This is a genomic window from Variovorax sp. LARHSF232 (assembly GCF_052871435.1).
In genome coordinates this window covers 49,350-70,281 of record NZ_JBIXJS010000006.1, presented here as the reverse complement: position 1 = coordinate 70,281, position 20,932 = coordinate 49,350, and the positions used below count along the sequence as shown (strand labels likewise).

The 20,932-nt window shown below is 65.8% G+C and carries 21 protein-coding genes; 14 read left to right on the top strand and 7 right to left on the bottom strand.

What is annotated here, in order from left to right; genetic code table 11:
• The first annotated feature begins 42 nt into the window (after positions 1–42).
• Genes ACIPRI_RS16395 through ACIPRI_RS16370 form a run of 6 tightly spaced genes read left to right on the top strand, consistent with a single transcriptional unit; the run spans position 43 to position 4,940 of the window.
• Complete coding sequence (locus ACIPRI_RS16395) at positions 43–1,224, top strand: lipid-transfer protein (RefSeq protein WP_446622527.1); 1,182 nt, start codon at positions 43–45, stop codon at positions 1,222–1,224.
• A 17-nt stretch (positions 1,225–1,241) separates the two neighbouring features.
• The gene (locus ACIPRI_RS16390) at positions 1,242–1,682 is read left to right on the top strand and encodes a MaoC family dehydratase N-terminal domain-containing protein (RefSeq protein WP_446622526.1); all 441 of its coding nucleotides are present in this window, start codon (positions 1,242–1,244) and stop codon (positions 1,680–1,682) included.
• Between the two features lie 13 nt (positions 1,683–1,695).
• Positions 1,696–2,115, top strand: a complete 420-nt coding sequence (locus tag ACIPRI_RS16385; protein WP_446622525.1) for a MaoC family dehydratase — start codon at positions 1,696–1,698, stop codon at positions 2,113–2,115.
• A 32-nt stretch (positions 2,116–2,147) separates the two neighbouring features.
• Complete coding sequence (locus tag ACIPRI_RS16380) at positions 2,148–2,978, top strand: SDR family NAD(P)-dependent oxidoreductase (RefSeq protein ID WP_446622524.1); 831 nt, start codon at positions 2,148–2,150, stop codon at positions 2,976–2,978.
• Positions 2,979–2,981: 3 nt separating this feature from the next.
• Positions 2,982–3,773, top strand: a complete 792-nt coding sequence (locus ACIPRI_RS16375) for an enoyl-CoA hydratase/isomerase family protein (protein WP_446622523.1) — start codon at positions 2,982–2,984, stop codon at positions 3,771–3,773.
• Positions 3,774–3,788: 15 nt separating this feature from the next.
• A complete protein-coding gene (locus ACIPRI_RS16370; RefSeq protein ID WP_446622522.1) occupies positions 3,789–4,940 on the top strand; it encodes an acyl-CoA dehydrogenase family protein in 1,152 nt (383 codons plus the stop codon).
• Between the two features lie 42 nt (positions 4,941–4,982).
• Here ACIPRI_RS16370 and ACIPRI_RS16365 read toward each other — a convergent pair whose 3' ends face one another.
• The gene (locus ACIPRI_RS16365; protein ID WP_446622521.1) at positions 4,983–5,936 is read right to left on the bottom strand and encodes a VTT domain-containing protein; all 954 of its coding nucleotides are present in this window, start codon (positions 5,934–5,936) and stop codon (positions 4,983–4,985) included.
• A 78-nt stretch (positions 5,937–6,014) separates the two neighbouring features.
• Here ACIPRI_RS16365 and ACIPRI_RS16360 point away from each other — a divergent pair, with 78 nt between their 5' ends.
• Positions 6,015–6,821, top strand: a complete 807-nt coding sequence (locus ACIPRI_RS16360; RefSeq protein WP_446622520.1) for a transporter — start codon at positions 6,015–6,017, stop codon at positions 6,819–6,821.
• 9 nt (positions 6,822–6,830) lie between these two features.
• Here ACIPRI_RS16360 and ACIPRI_RS16355 read toward each other — a convergent pair whose 3' ends face one another.
• Entirely contained in the window at positions 6,831–8,090 is a 1,260-nt protein-coding gene (locus tag ACIPRI_RS16355; RefSeq protein ID WP_446622519.1) for an RNA polymerase sigma factor, read from the bottom strand.
• Entirely contained in the window at positions 8,087–8,587 is a 501-nt protein-coding gene (locus ACIPRI_RS16350) for a CopD family protein (protein ID WP_446622518.1), read from the bottom strand. Before ACIPRI_RS16350 ends, ACIPRI_RS16355 begins: the two co-directional genes overlap by 4 nt.
• 57 nt (positions 8,588–8,644) lie before the next feature.
• On the opposite strand from ACIPRI_RS16350, the gene ACIPRI_RS16345 reads away from it, so the two are divergent.
• Complete coding sequence (locus ACIPRI_RS16345; RefSeq protein WP_446622517.1) at positions 8,645–9,601, top strand: alpha/beta hydrolase; 957 nt, start codon at positions 8,645–8,647, stop codon at positions 9,599–9,601.
• Positions 9,602–9,728: 127 nt separating this feature from the next.
• A complete protein-coding gene (locus tag ACIPRI_RS16340) occupies positions 9,729–10,265 on the top strand; it encodes a hypothetical protein (protein WP_446622516.1) in 537 nt (178 codons plus the stop codon).
• Positions 10,266–10,318: 53 nt separating this feature from the next.
• On the opposite strand, the gene ACIPRI_RS16335 is transcribed toward ACIPRI_RS16340, so the two are convergent.
• Complete coding sequence (locus ACIPRI_RS16335; protein ID WP_446622515.1) at positions 10,319–11,779, bottom strand: efflux transporter outer membrane subunit; 1,461 nt, start codon at positions 11,777–11,779, stop codon at positions 10,319–10,321.
• An 83-nt stretch (positions 11,780–11,862) separates the two neighbouring features.
• On the opposite strand from ACIPRI_RS16335, the gene ACIPRI_RS16330 reads away from it, so the two are divergent.
• The 5 genes from ACIPRI_RS16330 (at position 11,863) to ACIPRI_RS16310 (ending at position 18,506) form a co-directional block, all read left to right on the top strand.
• Entirely contained in the window at positions 11,863–12,480 is a 618-nt protein-coding gene (locus ACIPRI_RS16330) for a TetR/AcrR family transcriptional regulator (protein WP_446622514.1), read from the top strand.
• Between the two features lie 76 nt (positions 12,481–12,556).
• Entirely contained in the window at positions 12,557–13,672 is a 1,116-nt protein-coding gene (locus tag ACIPRI_RS16325) for an efflux RND transporter periplasmic adaptor subunit (protein ID WP_446622513.1), read from the top strand.
• Positions 13,669–16,734: an efflux RND transporter permease subunit gene (locus ACIPRI_RS16320; RefSeq protein ID WP_446622512.1), complete on the top strand. Its 3,066-nt coding sequence runs from the start codon at positions 13,669–13,671 to the stop codon at positions 16,732–16,734. The genes ACIPRI_RS16325 and ACIPRI_RS16320 overlap by 4 nt, the downstream gene beginning before the upstream one ends.
• 17 nt (positions 16,735–16,751) lie before the next feature.
• Positions 16,752–17,558 carry an oxidoreductase gene (locus ACIPRI_RS16315; protein ID WP_446622511.1) on the top strand — a complete coding sequence of 269 codons (807 nt, stop codon included), beginning with the start codon at positions 16,752–16,754 and terminating at the stop codon, positions 17,556–17,558.
• Positions 17,559–17,594: 36 nt separating this feature from the next.
• Positions 17,595–18,506: a LysR family transcriptional regulator gene (locus tag ACIPRI_RS16310; RefSeq protein WP_446622510.1), complete on the top strand. Its 912-nt coding sequence runs from the start codon at positions 17,595–17,597 to the stop codon at positions 18,504–18,506.
• A 15-nt stretch (positions 18,507–18,521) separates the two neighbouring features.
• Here the strand turns inward: ACIPRI_RS16310 and ACIPRI_RS16305 are convergent, their stop codons facing one another.
• From ACIPRI_RS16305 to ACIPRI_RS16295, 3 genes are read right to left on the bottom strand one after another with little or no spacing between them, the layout of a single operon-like run.
• Entirely contained in the window at positions 18,522–19,652 is a 1,131-nt protein-coding gene (locus tag ACIPRI_RS16305) for a zinc-binding dehydrogenase (RefSeq protein ID WP_446622509.1), read from the bottom strand.
• A 21-nt stretch (positions 19,653–19,673) separates the two neighbouring features.
• Positions 19,674–20,078 carry a phage holin family protein gene (locus ACIPRI_RS16300; RefSeq protein WP_446622508.1) on the bottom strand — a complete coding sequence of 135 codons (405 nt, stop codon included), beginning with the start codon at positions 20,076–20,078 and terminating at the stop codon, positions 19,674–19,676.
• 25 nt (positions 20,079–20,103) lie between these two features.
• Complete coding sequence (locus tag ACIPRI_RS16295; RefSeq protein ID WP_446622507.1) at positions 20,104–20,928, bottom strand: ABC transporter permease; 825 nt, start codon at positions 20,926–20,928, stop codon at positions 20,104–20,106.
• Positions 20,929–20,932 lie beyond the last annotated feature (4 nt).

The window sequence follows — 20,932 nt, the reverse complement described above, 5'->3', positions numbered from 1 at the left end:
CTTCTCCTCGCTTCCTTCTTCTTCCCACTTCAGGAGTCTTCCATGAGCCGTGACGCTGTCGTCGCCGGGGTCGGCATGATCCCCTTCACCAAACCCGGGGCCAACGAGCCCTACCCGCAGATGGCCGCCAAGGCCACACGGCAGGCGCTGGCCGACGCCGGCATCGGCTACGACGCCGTGCAGCAGGCCTATGTGGGCTACGTCTACGGCGACTCAACCTGCGGCCAGCGCGCGCTCTACGAGGTGGGCATGACCGGCATCCCGGTCATCAACGTCAACAACAACTGCTCCACCGGTTCGACGGCGCTGTTCCTGGCGCGCCAGGCCGTGGCGAGCGGTGCCGCCGATTGCGTGCTGGCGCTCGGCTTCGAGCAGATGAGCCCGGGTGCCCTGGGCGCCAAGTTCGACGATCGGGCCAGCCCCTTCGAGCGCTTCGACCAAGCCACCGATGAGCTGGTCGAGGTCGACTTGCCGCTGGCGCTGCGCTACTTCGGCGGCGCCGGCCTGGCGCACATGAAGGAGTTCGGCACCCGGGTCGAGACCTTCGCCAAGATCCGGGCCAAGGCCAGTCGCCATGCCGCGAACAACCCGTTGGCGCTGTTCCGCACCGTGGTCACCGAAGAAGAAGTGATGGCCTCGCCCATGATGTGGCCCGGCGTGATGACCCGGCTGATGGCCTGTCCGCCCACCTGCGGCGCCGCCGCGGCCATCGTCTGCTCAGAGGCCTTTGCGAAGAAGCATGGGCTGGACGCGAGCGTGCGCATCCGCGCCCAGGCCATGACCACGGACGTCCCCGCCGCCTTCGACGCTCGCGACATGCGCGAGGTGGTCGGCTTCAGCATGACGCGCAACGCGGCGCAGCAGGTGTACGAGGCGGCCGGCATCAGCCCGCGGGACATCGACGTGGTCGAGCTACACGACTGCTTCGCCCACAACGAACTGATCACCTACGAAGGCCTGGGTCTGTGCCCGGTGGGCGGGGCGGAGAAGTTCGTGGTGGACGGCGACAACAGCTACGGCGGCAAGTTCGTCACCAACCCTTCGGGCGGCCTCTTGAGCAAGGGCCACCCGCTGGGCGCCACCGGCCTGGCGCAATGCACCGAGCTGGTCCAGCAGTTGCGCGGCACCGCCGGCAAGCGCCAGGTCGAAGGCGCGCGGCTGGCGCTGCAGCACAACCTGGGCCTGGGCGGCGCCTGCGTGGTGACGCTGTACGAACGCGTTTGACATCCACAGGAGCGACCATGATCGACAAGAAATGGATCGGCCACGAGCTGCCCGCCTCGGTGCTGCCCATCGAGCGCAGCCGGCTGCAGTTCTTTGCCAAGGCGATCGGCGAAACCGATCCCGTCTACACCGACCAGGCGGCCGCGCGCGACGCCGGCTACCCCGACCTGCAGGCGCCGCCGACCTTCCTGTTTGCGGCCGAACTCGACTCGGGCGCCTCGGACCGCCTGCTGGCGGACTTGGAAATTCCGCTTGCCAAGCTGTTGCACGGCGAACAGAGCTTCAGCTACCACCGCCCGGCCTGCGTGGGCGACACGGTGACCGTGCGTTCCACCGTCACGGACATCTACGACAAAAAGAACGGCGCGCTGGAGTTCGTCGTGAAGACATCGCGCGCCACCAATCAGAAGGGCGAGCTGGTGGCCGAGCTGCGCACCGTCATCGTCTGCAGGAACTGACCGGAGACCGACCATGCAAACCCCCACTTTCGACAGTGTTCAAGTCGGCGACGCGCTGCCGGCGCTGCAGCTGCCGCCTGTCAGCCGCGCGGCACTGGCCCTGTTTGCCGGTGCCTCGGGCGACCACAACCCGATCCACATCGACGCCGACTTCGCGCGCAAGGCCGGCATGCCCGATGTTTTCGCGCAAGGCATGCTGGGCATGGCCTGGCTCGGCCGCCTCGTCACTGGCTGGGCACCGCAGAGCCGGCTGCGCCGCTTCGAGGCGCGCTTCCAGGGCATCACGCACCTGGGAAACGCGATGCGCTGCACCGGCCGCGTGATCGAGAAGCTCGAGCACGAAGGCGAACGCTGCGTGCGCATCGAGCTGCAGAGCGCCAACCAGTTCGGCCAGACCAAGATCGTCGGCGAGGCGCTGGTTGCGCTGCCTTGACCTCAATGTCCTTTGTTGAAGAGAGATCCACCATGACACCCAAACTCGAAGGCAAGGTCGCCCTCATCACCGGTTCGGGCCGCGGCATCGGCCGCTCGATCGCGCTCAAGCTGGCCAGCGAAGGCGCGCGTATCGTCGTCAACGACCTCGACGCCGAACCGGCGCAGGAGGTGGTGCAGGCCATCCGTGATGCCGGCGGCCAGGCCGTGGCCTGCGTCGGCAGCGTCACTGCGTCGGACTTTGCCGAGCGCTTCATCGGCACGGCCGTCAACGAATACAAGGGCCTCGACCTCATCATCAACAACGCCGGCTATACCTGGGACAGCGTGATCCAGAAGATGAGCGACGAGCAGTGGTACGCGATGATGGACTGCCACCTCACCGCGCCCTTTCGCATCCTGCGGGCCGCCCAGCCGGTAATCCGGGCACTGTCCAAGGCCGAGTCCGATGCCGGCCGGCGCGTGGTGCGCAAGGTGGTCAACATCTCGTCGGTGGCCGGCCTGTTCGGCAACGCGGGGCAGACCAACTATTCCGCCGCCAAGGCCGGCATCGTCGGCATGACGCAGACCCTGGCCAAGGAATGGGGGCGCATGAACGTCACCGTCAACTGCGTGGCCTACGGCTTCATCAGGACGCGGCTCACCACCAGTGCCGCGGGCGAGTCCACCGCCAACATCGAAGGGCGCGAAATCAAGCTCGGCGTCAATCCCGAGCTGATGGCGATGATGGAGCGCAGCATCCCGCTCGGCCGGGGCGGCACACCCGACGAGGCCGCGGGCGCCGTGTACCTGCTGTGCATTCCCGAGTCCGACTATGTGAGCGGCCAGACGCTGATGTGCAGCGGCGGCCTCACGGGCATCTGAGCGATGGCCGCACTCGTCCGGCGCACGCTGCGCGAAGGCGTGGTCACGCTCACGCTCGAGCGGCCCGAGGTGCTCAACGCGCTCGGGCCGGCGCTGAGCACCGAGCTCCTCGAAGTCTTTCGCGCCAGCGCGGCCGACGATCGCACGCGTGCGATCGTGCTGACCGGTGCCGGTCGCGCCTTTTCAGCCGGCGGCGACATCGGCTGGTTCGGCGAGCTGCTGCCAGGCGGCCCGGCCCATGTCCAGCAAGAGATTGCGCGCTTCATGGAGGAGATCGGCAATCCGCTGACGCAGGCCATCGCGCAATGCCCGGTGCCCGTGGTCTCGGCGGTCAATGGCCCCTGCGCCGGCGGTGCCGTCGGCATCGCGCTGGCGGCCGATGTCGTGCTGGCGGCGCGTTCGGCCTACTTCCTGGTGCCCCAGGTGCAGCAACTTGGCTTGGTCCCCGATCTGGGCGCGACCTGGGTGCTGGCTCGGCAGCTCAGTCGCAGCCGGGCGCTGGGTACGGCCTTGCTCGGCGATCGCATCGATGCCGGGCAGGCCGAGCAATGGGGACTGATCTGGCGCTGTGTGGACGATGCCGATCTGCCCGAGCAGGCGCAACTGCTGGCGCAGCGCCTCGGCAGGGTGCCGGCGGCAGCGGTGCGGGATACGCGCACCCTGGTCGACGCGGCGCCCGCGAACGCGCTGGCACGACAACTGGCCGACGAACGTGCGGTTCAGCGCCGGCATGTGGCCGGTGAATTCTTCAACACGGCCTGCGCGCGCTTCCTGGCGCGCGCCAAGCAAGACTGAGCAAGGAGCCACGACATGCTGCCCCAGTTGTACCGCCATCGATGGATGGACGATGAAATCGAAGCCTTTCGCGAGCAGGTTCGCCGCTACGTGGTCGCAGAGTTGGCGCCGCAACTGGACGGCTGGCGACGCCAGGGATTCGTTCCGCGCGAGGTCTGGCGTCCCTTCGGCGAAATGGGTTTCCTGTTGCCTGAACTGGACGAGCGCTATGGCGGCGCCGGTGCCACCCTGGCCTACCAACTGGTCGTGCAGGACGAACTGGCCAAGGCGGAGGTTCCCGCCAACACGGCCGTGCACAACCTGGCCGCGCACTACATCCTCGACTACGGCAGCGACGCGCAAAAGCAGCGCTGGCTGCCCAAGCTGGCCAGTGGCGAGATGCTGGCCGGCATCGCGCTCACCGAGCCCGGCTGCGGCTCCGACCTGAAGGCGCTGCGCACCCGCGCCCGGCGCGACGGCGAGCACTATGTGATCGACGGCGCGAAGACCTTCATCACCAACGGCTTCAGCGCCAACCTGCTGGTGGTGGCCGTGCGCACCGGCGAGGCCGGCAGCCGCGGCGTGTCGCTCGTGGTGCTGGAGACCGAAAACCTGCCGGGCTTTCGGGTCGGCCGCCGGCTGGAAAAGCTGGGCCAGCATGCCTCCGATACCGCCGAGCTGTTCTTCGACGGCGTGCGCGTTTCGCTCGACCAATTGCTGGGGGAAGTGGAAGGCCAAGGCTTTGCACAGCTGATGAGCCAGCTGCCCTACGAGCGCATGCTGCTGTGCGTGCCGGCGGCCGCCGTGATCGAGCGCGCGGTCGAACTGACGGTGGACTACACGCAGCAGCGCAAGGCCTTCGGCCAGACGGTGTTCGATTTTCAGAACACCCGCTTCAAGCTGGCCGAATGCGCCACCTTGGCCCATGTGGCACGCAGCTTCGTCAACGACTGCGTCCAGCGCCTGGTCGACGGCACGCTCGAGCCCGAGGCGGCCTACATGGCCAAGCTGTGGTGCTCCGAGCAGCAGGGCAAGGTGGTCGACGAGTGCCTGCAGCTGTTCGGCGGCTACGGCTACATGGCCGAATACCCGATCGCGCGGCTCTACGCCGACTCGCGCATCCAGCGCATCTACGGCGGCACCAGCGAGATCATGAAAGACCTGATCGCACGCAAGCTCGCGCCATGAAGCCGGCGCCGCGCTTCCTGCCGCTGGTAAACAGGCGCTGAATCAGGGCGCGAGCGCCACGGGTTGCGGCGTCGCCGTGGCCGCTTCGGCGTCCACCCAGGCCTGCAGCCCGCCGCGCAGCGGCCGTACCCGCACGAAGCCATGGCGCGCCAGCACGGCCGCGGCCTTGGCGGCGGAGATGTCGTTGGGGCAATCGCAATACAGCACGATCTGGCGGTCGCGCGGCAGTTGCGGCACGTGGCGCTCGATGCCCTCCGGATGCAGCGGCAGGGCGCCCGGAATGCGGCGCGGGTCGATGGTGGTGGCGGCTTCGGAGCGCACGTCGATGACGACGGGCACATCCTCGCCCGCCAGCAGTGCACGCAATTCGTCGACGGTGATGCGCTCGGCGTTCAGGTCGCGCAGCGCCGAGCGGCGGCGCCACCAGCGCACGCCGACGCCGATGATGATCAGCGCCACCAGCAGGGCGCCGCCCACCGCGCCGGCGTTGGCCATCGCGTCCAGCACCTCTTGAATCTGCTGCGAGAAGACCCAGCCCAGCCCCACGAAGACGACGGTCCAGACCAGGCCGGCGAGGGCGTCGAAGAGGGTGAAGCGCAGCAGCGGCATGTGCAGCGCGCCGGCCATGGGCGGCGCCACCACCGACACGCCCGGCACGAACTTGGCCGCCAGCAGCGAGGTGCCGCCCCAGTCGGTGATCAGGGTTTCGCTGCGGCGCACGCAGGTGTCGGGCGACATCGAGACCTTGCACAGAAGGCGCATCACCCGGTAGCCGAAGCGCCGGCCGGCGTAGTACCAGGCGCCGTCGCCCAGCAAGTTGGCCAGCACCGCCGCGCCCAGGATGGCGGCCAGCGACAGCTGGCCCGCCGCCACCAGGCCGCCCGCCACCACCAGCACGGCCGAGGCCGGCACCGGCGCGCCCAGGCGCGCCGCCAGCGTAGCGAGAAAGACCACAGCCACGCCATGCTGGGTGGCCAGATCGAGAAGGTCCTGCATGGTCGGCAATCTAACGCCTTGGCAGAGCCCTTGCGAACCTTGCGACAAACCGCGCGCAGCTTGCTAGCATCGCCGCCCATGACCCAGCTGCACGCCTTCGCCCATTGCCTGGCTGTTGCCACCATCACACTGGCCCTGGCCGCCGGCGCCCGCGCGCAAGACAGCTCGGAAGAGCTGGCCAAGAAGCTGTCGAACCCGGTCGCCGCGATGATCAGCGTGCCGCTGCAATACAACTACGACCAGAAGTACGGCGACGGGCGCACCGGCCACAAGTCCTACTTGAACCTGCAACCGGTGATCCCCTTCTCGATCGGCCCGCAGTGGAATCTGATCAGCCGGACCATCGTCCCGCTGATCGACCAGAACACGCCCGGCATCAACCAGTCGGGCGTCGGCGACATCACCCAGAGCTTCTTCTTCTCGCCCAAGGAGCCGACGGCCGGCGGCCTGATCTGGGGCGTGGGGCCGGTTATTTACCTGCCCACCGGCACCGACCCGCAACTGAGCGCGCGCAAGTGGGGCGCCGGCCCGACCGCCGTGGTGCTCAAGCAGGACGGGCCGTGGACCTATGGCGCGCTGGTCAATCACATCTGGGGCTTCGGCGGCGTCGAAAGCCGGCCCGGCTTCAGCAGCACCTTCCTGCAGCCCTTCCTTTCGCACACCACGAAGGACGCCTGGACCTTCACCGTCAACTCCGAATCCAGCTACGACTGGAAGAACAAGGAATGGTCCGTGCCGGTCAACCTGATGGTGGGCAAGCTGGTGAAGTTCGGCAATCAGCCGGTGAGCTTCACCGGCGGCCTGCGCTACTGGGCCGACAGCCCGGACAACGGCCCGCATGATCTGGGCTACCGCTTCGTCGTGACCTTCCTGTTCCCGAAGTAGCGCGTCAAGTCAGCCGGCGCAGGCGGCCGCGCGTGCCAGCAGCAGCTCGCGTTCGCGCCGATTGCGGGTGAGCTGGGCGGCGCGTTCGAATTCCTGCCGCGCGTCGTCGCGGCGGCCCAGCTTGTCGAGCAGGTCGCCGCGCACGGCCGGCAGCAGGTGGTAGTCCTTCAGGGCGCCGTCGGCGACCAGCGCGTCGACCAGGGGCAGGGCGGCGGCCGGGCCCTCGGCCATCGACACCGCGACCGCGCGGTTGAGCGCCACCACCGGCGACGGCTCGATCGAACCCAGCGCGGCGTACAGCGCGGCGATGCGCGCCCAGTCGGTGTCCTTGGCCTCCAATGCCCGCGCATGGCAGGCCGCGATGGCCGCCTGCAGCGCGTAGGAACCGAGCGTGCCGCCAGGGCCTTCGGCACGGGCCAGCGCGGCCAGGCCGCGGCGGATCAGCAACTGGTCCCAGCGCGAACGGTCCTGGTCCAAGAGCAGGATCGGCGCGCCGTGCCTGTCGGTGCGCGCGGCCGAGCGCGAGGCCTGGATCTCCATCAGCGCCACCAGGCCGTGCACCTCCGGCTCCTGCGGCGCCAGCTCCGCCAGCACGCGGCCCAGGCGCAGCGCTTCGGCGCACAGGGTGGGGCGCATCCAGTCGTCGCCGGCGGTGGCGGCGTAGCCTTCGTTGAAGACCAGGTAGATCACTTCAAGCACCGAGGCCAGGCGCGGCGCCAGCTCTTGCGCACGCGGCACTTCGTAAGGCACCTTGGCATCGCGCAGCCTGGCCTTGGCGCGCACGATGCGCTGGGCAATGGTGGGCTCCGGCACCAGGAAGGCGCGGGCGATCTCGTCGGTGCTGAGGCCTCCCAGCACACGCAAGGTGAGCGCCACCCGCGCCTCGCGCGTGAGCACCGGATGGCAGGCGGTGAAGATCAGGCGCAGCAGGTCGTCGTCGATGTCCTCGTCGGCCGCTTCCTCTGGCCCGGGCGCCATCGGCTCGCCGCCCAGCGCCTCGATGGTGTGGGCGATTTCCTCGTGCTTGAGCGCCATCATCTGGCTGCGGCGCAGCCAGTCGAGCGCGCGATGCTTGGCGGCGGCGGTGAGCCAGGCGGCGGGGTTGTCGGGGATGCCCTCGCGCGGCCATTGCTGCAGGGCCGACACCAGCGCGTCTTGCGCCAGTTCTTCGGCCACGCCGACGTCGCGCACCATGCGCGCCACCACCGCGACGATGCGGGCCGACTCGATGGGCCAGACGCCGGCGATGGTGCGGCGTGTTTCTGTCACAGCGTGCGGCCGGCCACGGCGACGATGAAGACCAGCACGCCCAGCCACAGGTTGACGAACACCAGTTGCCGGATGCTGGCCAGCGCCGACGCGGCGGCCTTCCAGTCGCTGGCCGCCACCTTGTCGACCAGGCGTGGATAGTGGCGCCAGCGCACGATGCCGAAGATCACGATCATCAGCAGCGCAATGCCCAGCATCGCGTGGACATGCCAGCGCACTGCGCCCATGCCGCCGGCCAACGCCACCATGCCGAAGCCGGTGATGAGAAGAAGCGCAATGGCCGCGATCACCCAGCGGAAGAAGCGGCCCAGCGCATCGGACAGGAAACGCAGGCGAAAGGGCGACTCCAGCACATCCACCGCGGCAGGCCGCACGGAGAAATGAAAGGTGGCCATGCCGCCCACCCACAGCGCGGCAGCGAGCAGGTGAAGGCACAGGAGGATCGGGGTGGTGTGGGGCGGCATGGGGTGCTTGTCTTGTTCGAGGCGCGTGATCATCGGTGCACTGTCAGCCTTGTCAAGTAAGCTGGTGCTCAATCCAACAGGAGTCATGCCATGCTGCATCCCCAGGCCCGCGCCTTGATCGACATGATGGCCGCGCGTGGCGTTCCGCCGACGCACACGCTGGTGCCCGAAGAAGCACGCCGCCTGTACCGCGAGAGGCGCACTTTCACGCAGCCCGAGCCGCCGGCGGTGGCGCGGGTGGAGGCGCTTGAAGCATCGGGCCCTGCCGGAACAATTCCGCTGCGCTTGTACGCGCCGGTTGCGTGTGGCCAGCAGAAGCGCTTGCTGCCGGTGCTGGTGTATTTCCATGGTGGCGGCTGGGTCATCGGCGACCTGGACACGCACGACACCCTGTGCCGTCAGCTGGCCAACGAAGCCGGGTGCGCGGTGGTGTCGGTGGACTACCGGCTGGGGCCCGAGCATGCATTTCCCGCCGCGGTGGACGACTGCATCGCAGCGACCCAATGGATTGCGCAAGCAGCCGAAGGACTGGGCCTGGATGCATCGCGCCTGGCGGTGGGCGGCGACAGCGCCGGCGGCAACCTGGCGGCCGTGGTCGCCATCGCGCTGCGCGACGATGTGGAGCAGCCGCTGCCGCATCCGATCAAGTTCCAGCTGCTGATCTATCCCGCCACCGACATGCGCCGCTGCGCCTCGTCGCACAGCACCAACGGCGAAGGCTATGTGCTGACGCGCGACACCATCAGCTATTTCCACGACCACTACATGGGCGCCGGCACGGAACTGGACATGGACTGGCGCTGCTCGCCGCTGCTGCACAAGGACCTGCGCGGGCTGCCGCCGGCGCTGGTCGTCACCGCCGGCTACGACCCGCTGCGCGACGAGGGACAGCAGTACGCGCAGCGCCTGAGCGAGTCAGGCGGCCAGTCGAGCCTGGTGAACTTCGAGCGGATGATTCACGGCTTCATCCTGATGGGGAAGGTGCTGGAGGAGGCGAACACGGCGGTGGGCCTGTGTGCGCTGGAGTTGAGGCGGGCCTTGGCCTGAGGCCTGGCGCTTCATGCGCTGGCCGGGTGAAGACGTCGACCACCAAGGCTTGATCGGCCAGAAGGCACAGTGCTAGATTGCTGGCACATCTGGGCATTTCTTTCTCGGCTGTGCAGATCCAACCACCATGCTGCGACGCGCACTTCTCGTGGCCGCCTTTCTGGTCGGAACAGTTGCCTGGATTGCCCTCATCCACTGGATGACTGGCCTGGAAAGCAAGCCGCCGCCCTACCTGGACATCGAGCTTTCCGAAGTCCCGAAGGGGAGCCCGAAGTTCTATTCGTTTCACGGCACGCCGCTCGCCCTTGTGCGCACGACCGATGAGATGCTCGATGACCTTCAGGCGCATACCGCTCACACCTGGAACCAGCGCCCGATCGAAGCGAGCCGTCCTGCGTTCTTCGTCTACTCACTGGTGAATCCGAGCGATGGGTGCGAGATCGAGCACCGGCCCAAAGGCGCCGAGCGCTACGCCCCGGAACGCCCGTGGCAGGGCGGCTACTTCGACCCCTGCCGCTTCGGCGAATGGGACTACGCGGGGCGCGCGATCAAGCAGTACGCCGACCAGGATGCGTCGCGGCTGCATATGGCTGATCTCGACGTGCCGGATTTCGAGTTGAGGGAGCAGAACGTCCTTCGGATCACCGGGGTTTCGAAGCGATAGATGGCGCGAGGCCTCCGTGTCGTCACGGCATCGACGTCTTCGGATGCTTGTCGCTATCTGATTGCCACCGTTTCGGATCTGTCGGGTAGCCAGCCACCACCCAGTGCCTTGAAGGCAGTGACCGCGGCGCGTGCTGATTCGGTTTGCGCCCGGACTCGCGCATCGGAGGCGCGCAGCAGGCTTTCATCGGCTTGCAGGACTTCGATCAGACTGACGACACCCTTTTGATAGGCCGCAAACGAAGCGCCTCGCGCGCGGCCGAGCGAATCTACGCCCTGGGCGAGTACGGCAACCTGCTCCTCACGCTTGACCAGGGCCGAAAAGGCGTTTTCCACGTCTTCAGTGGCCCGCAATGCGGCAAGCCGATACGCAGCCAGCATCTCGGCCTCCTGGCCCTTGGCCAGATCGATCTGCGCGTTGATGCGGCCAAAATCGAACAGACGCCAGCGCAGACCCAGCACGCCGGCGGCCTGGCTGGCGCCGCTGGTGAAAAGATTGCCGCCGGACACCGCTGTCGCGCTGCCGATCAGTCCACCCAGGGAGAGCTTGGGGTAGTACTCGGCAATGGCGACGCCAATGCGCGCGTTCGATGCGGCCAGGCGGCGCTCGGCCACGATCAGGTCGGGTCGGCGCCTGAGCAACGCACTCGGCGATCCGGTGGCCGCGATCTTCGGGGCCACCGGGAGGGCGCCAGGTTCAGCCAACTCCACCCGATGCGTGCCGGGCGGCGAGCCCAGCATCACGTCGAGTGCGTTCATGGCTGCGTCCAGACCCGTCTCGAGCGCCGGTACGGAGGCTTGAACTTGGGCAAGTGCGCCTTCGGCCTGCCGTACTTGAAGTTCGGCCGCCAGCCCCTTGTCATGCAGACGGTTGATGGTCGAGAGCAGTTCCTGCTGCGTCTGCACTTGCTGTTGAGCAACTTTCAGACGGGTTTGCAATCCACGGATGCCGATGTAGATGTCGGCGGTCTGTGCCGCCACGGCCAATTGCGTCGCCGCGGCGCCAGCTTCCGAAGCCTGGTACTCGGCAAACGCCGCTTCTCGTCCACGGCGCAGGCCTCCGAACAAGTCCAGTTCCCAGCCCGCGCCGACATTGACCTCGTAAGCATTGCCGTAGCGGTCGAAACCGGGTGTCGAATTCAAGACTTGCCCCAAGGAAGTTTCGACGGATTGGTAGGCCCTGGCTGCTTGGCCGGTGACATTGCCGGAAGGCAGCAACGCGGCATTCGCCGCGCCAAGTCCGGCACGCGCTTGAGCGACGCGAGCGGATGCCTGCGCGAGATCGAGATTCTGTTCCAGCGCAAGCGTGACGAATCGAGTCAGTTGCGGATCACCGAAACCCGTCCACCATGTGGTGAGGTCGGCATTGATCGTCGCGTGCCGCCGCTCTACTGCGTCCTGGCCCTGGAAGCGCTCCGGCATGGGCACATCGGGCCCGAAGTAGTCGGGGCCGACGGCGCAGCCTGCCGACAAGCTGGCAACAATGAGTGCGGCAAGGGCATGTTTGGGCAGCATGGGGCTTCTTCCTTGGGTGAGTGACTATATTACCATATGGTCACTCGTTGTCCAATCGTTGCGGTTGGCGTAAGCTGGGCCCCATGAAGAAATCCAGTGCTTATGCCGTTTCGGCCCGGGGCCCGGCCGACCACGAGGTGCGAGATCAAATCGTTGTCGCAGCCACCGAGCACTTCAGCCGCTACGGCTACGAGAAAACGACCGTCTCCGATCTCGCCACGGCCATCGGCTTTTCCAAGGCTTACATCTACAAGTTCTTCGAGTCCAAGCAAGCCATCGGCGAGATGATCTGCGCGAACTGTTTGCGCAAGATCGAAGCCGAGGTCGGCGCGGCTGTTGCGCAGGCCGATTTGCCGCCGGAGAAGTTGCGGCGGATGTTCAAGGCCATTACGGAGGCGAGTCTTCGTTTGTTTTACCAGGACCGCAAGCTTTACGAGATTGCCGCATCGGCCGCGACAGAGCGCTGGCAGTCGGTGCTTGCCTATGAAGAGCGCATCCAGAAATTGCTTCGGGACGTCTTGCAGGAAGGGCGGCAGGCCGGGGACTTCGAGCGCAAGACGCCGCTGGACGAGACGGCGATGGCGATCTACCTGGTGATGCGCCCCTACCTCAACCCTGTGCTCTTGCAACATAGCTTTGACTACAACAAAGAGGCGCCGGCGCATCTCTCCAGCTTGGTTCTCCGCAGCCTGTCCCCTTGAGTCTTGTGACTATTGACTAGTTTAGTCACTGGTACCATAATGAAGGTCCTGACTTCTTTGTCAAAGGGGGACTTTCATGCGCCGGCGTTGCTTCGCTACATCTGCAGCTATTTGTGCATTGCCGTTGGCGTTGGTCGCTTGCGGCGAAAAGGCGCCAACCGATCCGCGCACCGAGGCGCCGCTGGTGCGTGCCGCCACCGTCCAGGGGGCAATCCCTGCGTCACGTTCGTTCACGGGAACCGTGGCCGCGCGGGTGCAGAGCGACTTGGGGTTTCGCGTCTCCGGCAAGCTGCTGGAGCGGCTTGTGGATGCCGGGCAAACCGTCAAGCGCGGCCAGCCGCTCATGCGCATGGATCCTGTCGACCTGAAGCTTGCTGCGCATGCACAGCAAGAAGCGGTCGCCGCCGCGAGAGCGCGGGCGCAGCAGACCGCGGAGGATGAAGCCCGGTACCGCGACCTGCGCGGTACCGGCGCCATATCGGCTTCGACCTACGACCAGGCCAAGGCCGCGGCGGATGCCGCCAAAGCCCAGCTCAACGCAGCCGTTGCCCAGGCCGACGTTGCCCGCAATGCGAGCCGCTATGCGGAGCTGGTGGCCGATGGCGATGGTGTCGTCATGGAGACGCTGGCCGAGCCCGGCCAAGTCGTGAACGCGGGACACACGGTGGTGCGCCTGGCCCGCGCCGGGCGTCGCGAGGCCGTTATCCAACTGCCGGAAACCTTGCGCCCCGTGGTCGGTTCCACCGGGCAAGCCACGCTCTTCGGCAAGGAAGGCGTGAGCGTTCCGGCCCAACTCCGGCAGATCTCGGATGCTGCGGACCGACTCACCCGCACCTTCGAGGTGCGGTACGTTCTGGACGGGGAGCTGGCCAATGCACCGTTGGGCGCCACAGTCACGATCCAGATTCCGGATGGGCATCCCTCCGTGCAAGGCGGCTTGCAGGTGCCGATTGGCGCTCTGTTCGATGCAGGCAAGGGGCCGGGCGTGTGGGTCATCAATGGCGACCCCGCGAAAGTTAGCTGGCGGTCGGTCGAAGTCCAGCGCCTGAATGACGATGGTGCACGTGTCGCCGGCCAGATCAGGCAAGGCGATCGGATCGTTGCGCTCGGCGCGCATCTGCTGCGCGAAGGCGAACAGGTCCGGGTGGCCGTGCAAGCCGCCACCGCCGCGACCGAGCGAGTCGCCCCGTGAGCGAAGGCCGTTTCAACCTCTCGGCACTCGCCGTACGCGAGCGCGCCATCAGCTTGTTCCTGATCATTCTGATCTCGCTGGCCGGGGGAGTCGCCTTCTTCAAACTCGGCCGGGCCGAAGACCCCGCCTTCACGATCAAGGTGATGACGATCATCACTGCCTGGCCCGGCGCCACCGCGCAGGAGATGCAGGATCAGGTCGCCGAGAAGATCGAAAAGCGCATGCAGGAACTGCGCTGGTACGACCGCACCGAGACCTACACCCGCCCTGGTCTCGCCTTCACCACGCTGAGTCTGCGCGACAGCACGCCCCCGTCGCAAGCGCAGGAAGAGTTCTACCAGGCCCGCAAGAAGCTCGGCGACGAGGCGCACAACTTGCCGCCCGGCGTGATCGGGCCGTTTCTCAACGACGAGTACGCCGACGTGACCTTCGCCCTGTTCGCGCTCAAGGCCAAGGGTGAGCCACAGCGCTTGCTGGCACGGGACGCCGAGACGCTGCGCCAGCGGCTCTTGCATGTGGCGGGCGTGAAGAAGGTCAATATCGTCGGCGAGCAGCCGGAGCGCATCTATGCCGAGTTTTCGCATGAGCGCTTGGCGACCCTGGGTGTCGCACCCCAGGACGTGTTCGCCGCCCTCAACAGCCAGAATGCCCTGACGCCGGCCGGCTCCGTGGAGACCCAAGGACCGCAGGTGTTCATTCGCCTGGACGGCGCCTTCGACGAGTTGCAGAAGATCCGCAACACGCCCGTCGTGGCACAGGGGCGCACGCTGAAGCTATCGGACATCGCCACGGTCAAGCGCGGCTATGAAGATCCGGCGACCTTCATGATCCGCAACGGCGGCGAGCCGGCCCTGCTGCTGGGCATCGTCATGCGCGAGGGCTGGAACGGGCTCGACCTGGGCAAGGCCCTGGATGACGAGGTCAGCGCAATCAACGCCGAGCTGCCGCTGGGCATGAGCCTGACCAAGGTGACGGACCAAGCGGTCAACATCAGCGCTGCGGTCGATGAGTTCATGGTCAAGTTCTTCGCCGCGCTGCTGGTGGTCATGCTGGTGAGCTTCGTGAGCATGGGCTGGCGTGTGGGCCTCGTGGTCGCCGCCGCCGTTCCGCTGACACTGGCGGTGGTCTTTGTGGTGATGCTCGCGACTGGCAAGAACTTCGACCGCATCACCCTGGGATCCCTGATCCTGGCACTGGGCCTCTTGGTGGACGACGCCATCATCGCCATCGAAATGATGGTCGTGAAGATGGAAGAGGGCTACAGCCGCGTCGCCGCCTCCGCCTATGCCTGGAGCCATACCGCAGCGCCCATGCTCTCGGGCACGCTGGTCACCGCCGTCGGCTTCATGCCCAATGGCTTCGCCCGGTCCACGGCGGGCGAGTACACCAGCAACATGTTCTGGATCGTCGGCATCGCGCTGATCGCGTCGTGGGTGGTCGCGGTGATCTTCACGCCCTACCTGGGCGTCAAGCTGCTGCCCGAATTCAAGAAGGTCGAAGGCGGCCACGACGCGATCTACGACACGCCCCGCTACAACCGCTTCCGTCAGCTGCTGGGCCGCGTCATCACGCGCAAGTGGCTGGTCGCCGGTTCGGTCGTGGGCCTCTTCGTCTTGGCCGTACTCGGCATGGCGCTGGTCAAAAAGCAGTTCTTTCCGATCTCCGACCGCCCTGAAGTTCTGGTCGAGGTGCAGATGCCCTACGGCACGTCGATCGTCCAGACCAGCGCCGCCACGGCGAAGGTGGAAGACTGGCTGGCCAAGCAAGAGGAAGCCAAGATCGTCACCGCCTACGTCGGCCAGGGTGCGCCGCGCTTCTACTTCTCGATGGAACCGGAGCTGCCCGATCCGGCCTTTGCCAAGATCGTGGTGCGCACGGACAACCAGGACGAGCGCGAGGCGTTGAAACACCGACTGCGACAGGCCATCGCCGACGGTCTCGCCTCCGAGGCGCGCTTGCGCGTCACGCAGCTCGTATTCGGCCCGTATTCGCCGTTCCCGGTTGCCTACCGGGTCACTGGCCCTGATCCGGACAAGTTGCGCGAGATCGCGGCTGACGTGCAGCAGGTCATGGATGCCAGTCCGATGATGCGCACGGTCAACACCGACTGGGGCACGCGCGCGCCCACGCTGCACTTCACCTTGCAGCAGGACCGGCTGCAGGCCGTGGGCCTGAGCTCCAGCGCCGTTGCGCAACAACTTCAATTCCTGCTCAGCGGCATCCCAGTGACCCCCGTGCGTGAGGATATTCGCACCGTGCAGGTCGTCGCACGCTCGGCCGGCGACATCAGGCTCGACCCGGCCAGGATAGGAGACTTCACGCTGGCCGGCGCCAACGGGCAGCGCATACCGCTGTCACAGGTGGGCAAGGTCGATGTGCGCACGGAAGAACCGATCATGCGCCGGCGCGACCGAGTGCCGACGATCACCGTCCGGGGCGACATCGCCGATGGCTTGCAGCCGCCGGACGTATCCGCAGCCATCACCCGGCAGCTCCAGCCCATCATGGAGAAACTGCCAAGCGGCTACCGCATCGTGGAGGCTGGCTCCATCGAGGAATCAGGCAAGGCGACCGCAGCCATGCTGCCGCTCTTCCCCATCATGCTGGCCATCACCCTGCTCATCATCATCTTGCAGGTGCGCTCGATCTCCGCAATGGTCATGGTCTTCCTGACCAGCCCGCTGGGACTGATCGGCGTCGTGCCAACCCTGCTTCTGTTTCACCAGCCGTTCGGCATCAATGCGCTGGTCGGCTTGATCGCGCTGTCGGGAATTCTGATGCGCAACACGCTGATATTGATCGGGCAGATCCACCACAACGAACAGGCGGGATTGGATCCATTCCGCGCGGTCGTCGAGGCCACCGTGCAGCGTGCCCGACCGGTGATCTTGACCGCCTTGGCCGCGATCCTGGCCTTCATTCCACTGACCCATTCGGTGTTCTGGGGGGCGCTCGCCTACACGCTGATAGGCGGGACCTTTGCGGGGACGATCATGACCCTGTTGTTCCTGCCGGCCATGTATTCGATCTGGTTCAGGATCAGGCCCGGCACCGTGCATTGAAAAGAAAAGGAATTGCTATGTCGGCTTCGACAGTTGTTGTCATTACCGGTGTGTCATCGGGCATTGGACGTGCCGCCGCCGAGCAGTTTGCCAAGCGGGGTTGCCGCGTATTCGGCACCGTGCGCAGCATCGGCAAAGCGGTCCCACTGCCCGGCGTCGATCTTGTCGAGATGGATGTTTGCGACGGCGCTTCCGTTCAACGCGCAATCAAATTCATCATCGACCAGACCGGCCGCATCGAAGTGTTGGTCAACAACGCGGGAATGAACATGATCGGCGCGGTGGAGGAAACAACGACCACCGAGGCCGCATCGCTGTTCGACACCAACGTGTTCGGCATATTGCGCACGACACAGGCGGTACTCCCGCACATGCGAGCGCAACGTCGCGGAAGGATCGTCAATGTCAGCTCCGTGCTCGGCTTTCTGCCGGCTCCGTACATGGGGCTTTATTCGGCCTCCAAGCATGCTGTGGAGGGGCTGTCCGAAACCCTGGATCATGAGGTGCGTCAGTTCGGCATCCGCGTCACGCTGGTTGAACCGTCCTTTACCAGGACCAAGCTGGAAGCCAATTCGCCTCAGGCAAAGTCGAAAATCGACGACTATGACCGCGAACGTGACATCGCAACGCGCGCTGTCGCTGAAAGTGTCAACGGCGCACCTGAACCCTCTGACGTGGCAAGCACGATCGTCGAAGCGGCGCTTGGCACGTGGCGCATGCGCCGCACTCCGGCCGGACAGGCATCCCTCTTGAGCAAATTACGCCGCTTCATGCCGGCAGGCCCTGTCGATGCAAGCCTGAGAAAAACGCTCGGCCTGGCCTGAAAACCCTGCCTCGATCTCCATGGAAAGGCGACATTGATGGACAGCCTGGAGCTTTTGCGAACCTTCAGCGAGATTGCAATTTCCGGCAGCTTTTCTCGCGCCGCGGAGCGCCTCGAACTGTCGCGAGGCACCGTGAGCAAGTACGTGTCGGCACTGGAGAATCGCTTTGGTGTCCGCTTGCTGAACCGGACCAGCCATGCCGTCAGCCTGACGGATGCAGGCGTATTGCTGCTTGAACGAAGCAAGCCGATATTGGAGCTGGCGGAGCTGACGCAGGCAGAACTCCAGGATCGAGCGGTAAACCCTCGCGGACGGCTGCGCATTTCTGCGCCGCACGGTATTGATCAGACGGAGCTTCCAGCACTGATGAATTCCTTTCTGGGACACTATCCGCAAGTCAGCATCAGTGTCGTTCTGACCAATCGCACGGTCGACTTGGCGGGCGAAGCCATTGATATAGCCTTGCGGGTCGGACCGGCTGCCAATGAGAACCTCATTGTTCGAAAACTGCTTCCATTGAATTTGACCGTCTGTGCTGCCCCCATGTACTGGAAGAGGTACGGGATTCCAGCTCACCCTCGTGAGCTTGCCAATCACAACGCATTGGTCAGCACGCAACTCGATCCTCTGCCGGCGTGGCGTTTTGAAGTCGAAGGCGAACCATTGGAAGTTGCAGTGCAAGGTCGACTGGACGCGACGGAGGCCAGTCCCTTGATTCAAGCTGCATTGCAGGGGGCGGGCGTCCTCTACCTGCCTTCAATCATGCTGCAGCCGTACATGGAGAGCGGTCGTCTCGTTCCAGTTCTGTCGGAGTTCGCTCGAGGCGACATGTGGCTCTCGGCCGCCTACCTGCAGCGCCGACACAACACGGCAGTTCAGCGCGCCTTTATTGATTTCCTCGAAAGTCGGATCAAACCCGACAGAGCGCTGAGCCAAAGCGCTCGATAGGCGAAGGAGCAGAGCCTACTTGCTCGGGTTGAGCAGGAACTTGGTCCCCGTGGCCCGCTGGTTGTAGACGGCGATGACGTCGAGGTCGAGCGCCTCGGCCAGCGAAATCTCTTTGGAATAGTGGCTGGCAAAGGTGGTCTTCAGCTCCGCCGCCACGCGATCTTTCAGCGCCTGCACCGTCGCCGCGCCGGCTTTCTGCAGAAACGGAAACAGCAGCCAGCCGCCCATGCCCCAGGCCATGCCGAAGTTGCGATTGAACTCGGTGGGCCGCGTGTCCAGGCCGCCGTATAGGTACACCTGCTTGTGCGTGGTCGATCCGTAACGGCTGTATTCCTTGGCGTTGCGGTTCAGCGCCGCTTCCATGCAGCCCAGGATCTGGCCGGCCAGCGGACCACCGCCAGTCGCGTCGAAGGCAATGGTGGCGCCGGTGGCGGCCAGCGCATCAGTCAGGTCTTGCAGGAAAGTGGGCGCGCTGCTGTCGCACACGTACTGGGCGCCCATGCCCTTGAGCAGCGCCACCTGCTCGGGCTTGCGCACGATGTTCACCAGCGCCACGCCGTCTTTCATGCAGATGCGGTTCAGCATCTGGCCCAGGTTGGACGCGGCGGCCGTGTGTACCAGCGCCGTGTGGCCTTCGCGCCGCATGGTCTCGACCATGCCCAGGGCGGTGAGCGGGTTGACGAAGCACGATGCGCCTTCGGTCGTGCTCGCGTCCGCCGGCAGCACCAGGCATTGCGCCATCGGCACGGCCCGCAGCTGCGAATACATGGCACCGCCAATGGCCGCCACCTTCTTGCCCAGCAAGGCCTGGGCGGCGGGGGACGAGCCGGCCTCGATCACCACGCCGGCGCCTTCGTTGCCCACCGGCATCGATTGATCCAGCCGCGATGCCATGGCGCGCATGGCGGCGCCTTCGGGCACCTGCGCCGTCACCACGGGCCGGCCGGCGCTGTCCTTCGATGCCTTGGCCGTGCGCATGTCGGCGGTGCCAAACAGCAGGCCCAGGTCCGAGGGGTTGAGCGGCGAGGCCTCCATGCTGATCAGCACTTCGTCGGCGCCCAGCGCGGGCAGCGGCGTGTCGACCAGCGAGAGTTCGAGTTCGCCGCTCTTCTTGATGAGCGAGCGCAGCTGCAGATTGGTGGCCATGGTGTTTCTCCTGTGGGTCTGTCAGAGCCAGGTGCCGCCGCTCGGCATCTGGATGGTGGTGTCGGGCGTGCCGCCGACGAAGAAGCCGCCGATGATGATGCTCAGGATCGAGATGAACAGGCTGGCGAACACGGCGGTCCAGAAGCCCGACACCTTGAAGCCCTTCACGAAGAAGGCGACCAGCAACAGCACCAGCGCATTGATCACCAGCAGGAAAAGGCCGAAGGTCAAAAGCGTGAGCGGCAGTGTCAGCACGATCAGCAGCGGCTTGACGATGGCATTGGCAAAGCCCAGCAGCAGGGCCGAGATGATCAGCGAGCCGCTGCTGTCGAACTTGAGCCCCTTGCTGAACACCAGGCTGGCGATCCACAGCGACACACCGGTGATGGCCCAGTGCAGGAAGAAGGCGGTGAGGTTTTCGAACATCTTTTGTTGTTGTCGAGCTTGTCGTTTACTTGGCAAATCGCTTGCGCGTGAGCGCCAGCGCGATCCAGAAGGCGATGACGGTGTAGGCCACCAGCACCAGCGCATGCTGCAGCCAATTGGCGGGCCACTCGTCCATGAAGAGCGGCCGCACCAGCGCCACTGCGTTGGCCAGCGGCAGCCAGTTGGCCACGGCGCGCACCACGTCCGGCAGTTGCTCCAGCGGAAAGAACACGCCCGACAAGAACATCATCGGCGTCATGAACAGGGTGAAGTAGTAGGTGAAGAAGTCGTAGCCCTTGGCCATCGCGTTGAAGATGAGGGCGATGCACGAGAAGGTGACGCCCACGCCTACCAGCACGAACCAGGCAACGATCAGCTTGGGGCTGTGGCTGATGTTCAGCGCCAGCATCACGAACAGGATGGCGGTGGTGGTGAAGATGGCCTTGAAGCCGGCCCACAGCATCTCGGCCAGCACGATGTCGTCCAGCCCCACCGGCGCGTTCATGATGCCGTCCCAGGTCTTTTGCACGTGCATGCGCGAGAAGGCCGAGTACAGCGCCTCGAAAGACGCCGCGTTCATCGCGCTCATGCAAATGGAGCCACTGGCCAGGAACAGGATGTAGGGCACCGTTGTGCCGTTCACCGACACGGTGCCCACCAGCGCGCCCATGCCGTAGCCAAAGGCCACCAGCCAGATCAGCGGCTCGGCGATGTTGCCGATCAGGCTGGGAATGGCGAGCTTGCGCCACACCAGCAGATTGCGCAGGAACACCGGCCACCAGCGCAAGGTGAGCTGCGGCGGGCGCCAGAACGATGGGGTGATGGGCGCGGTCAGCGTGTCGGTCGTCATTTGT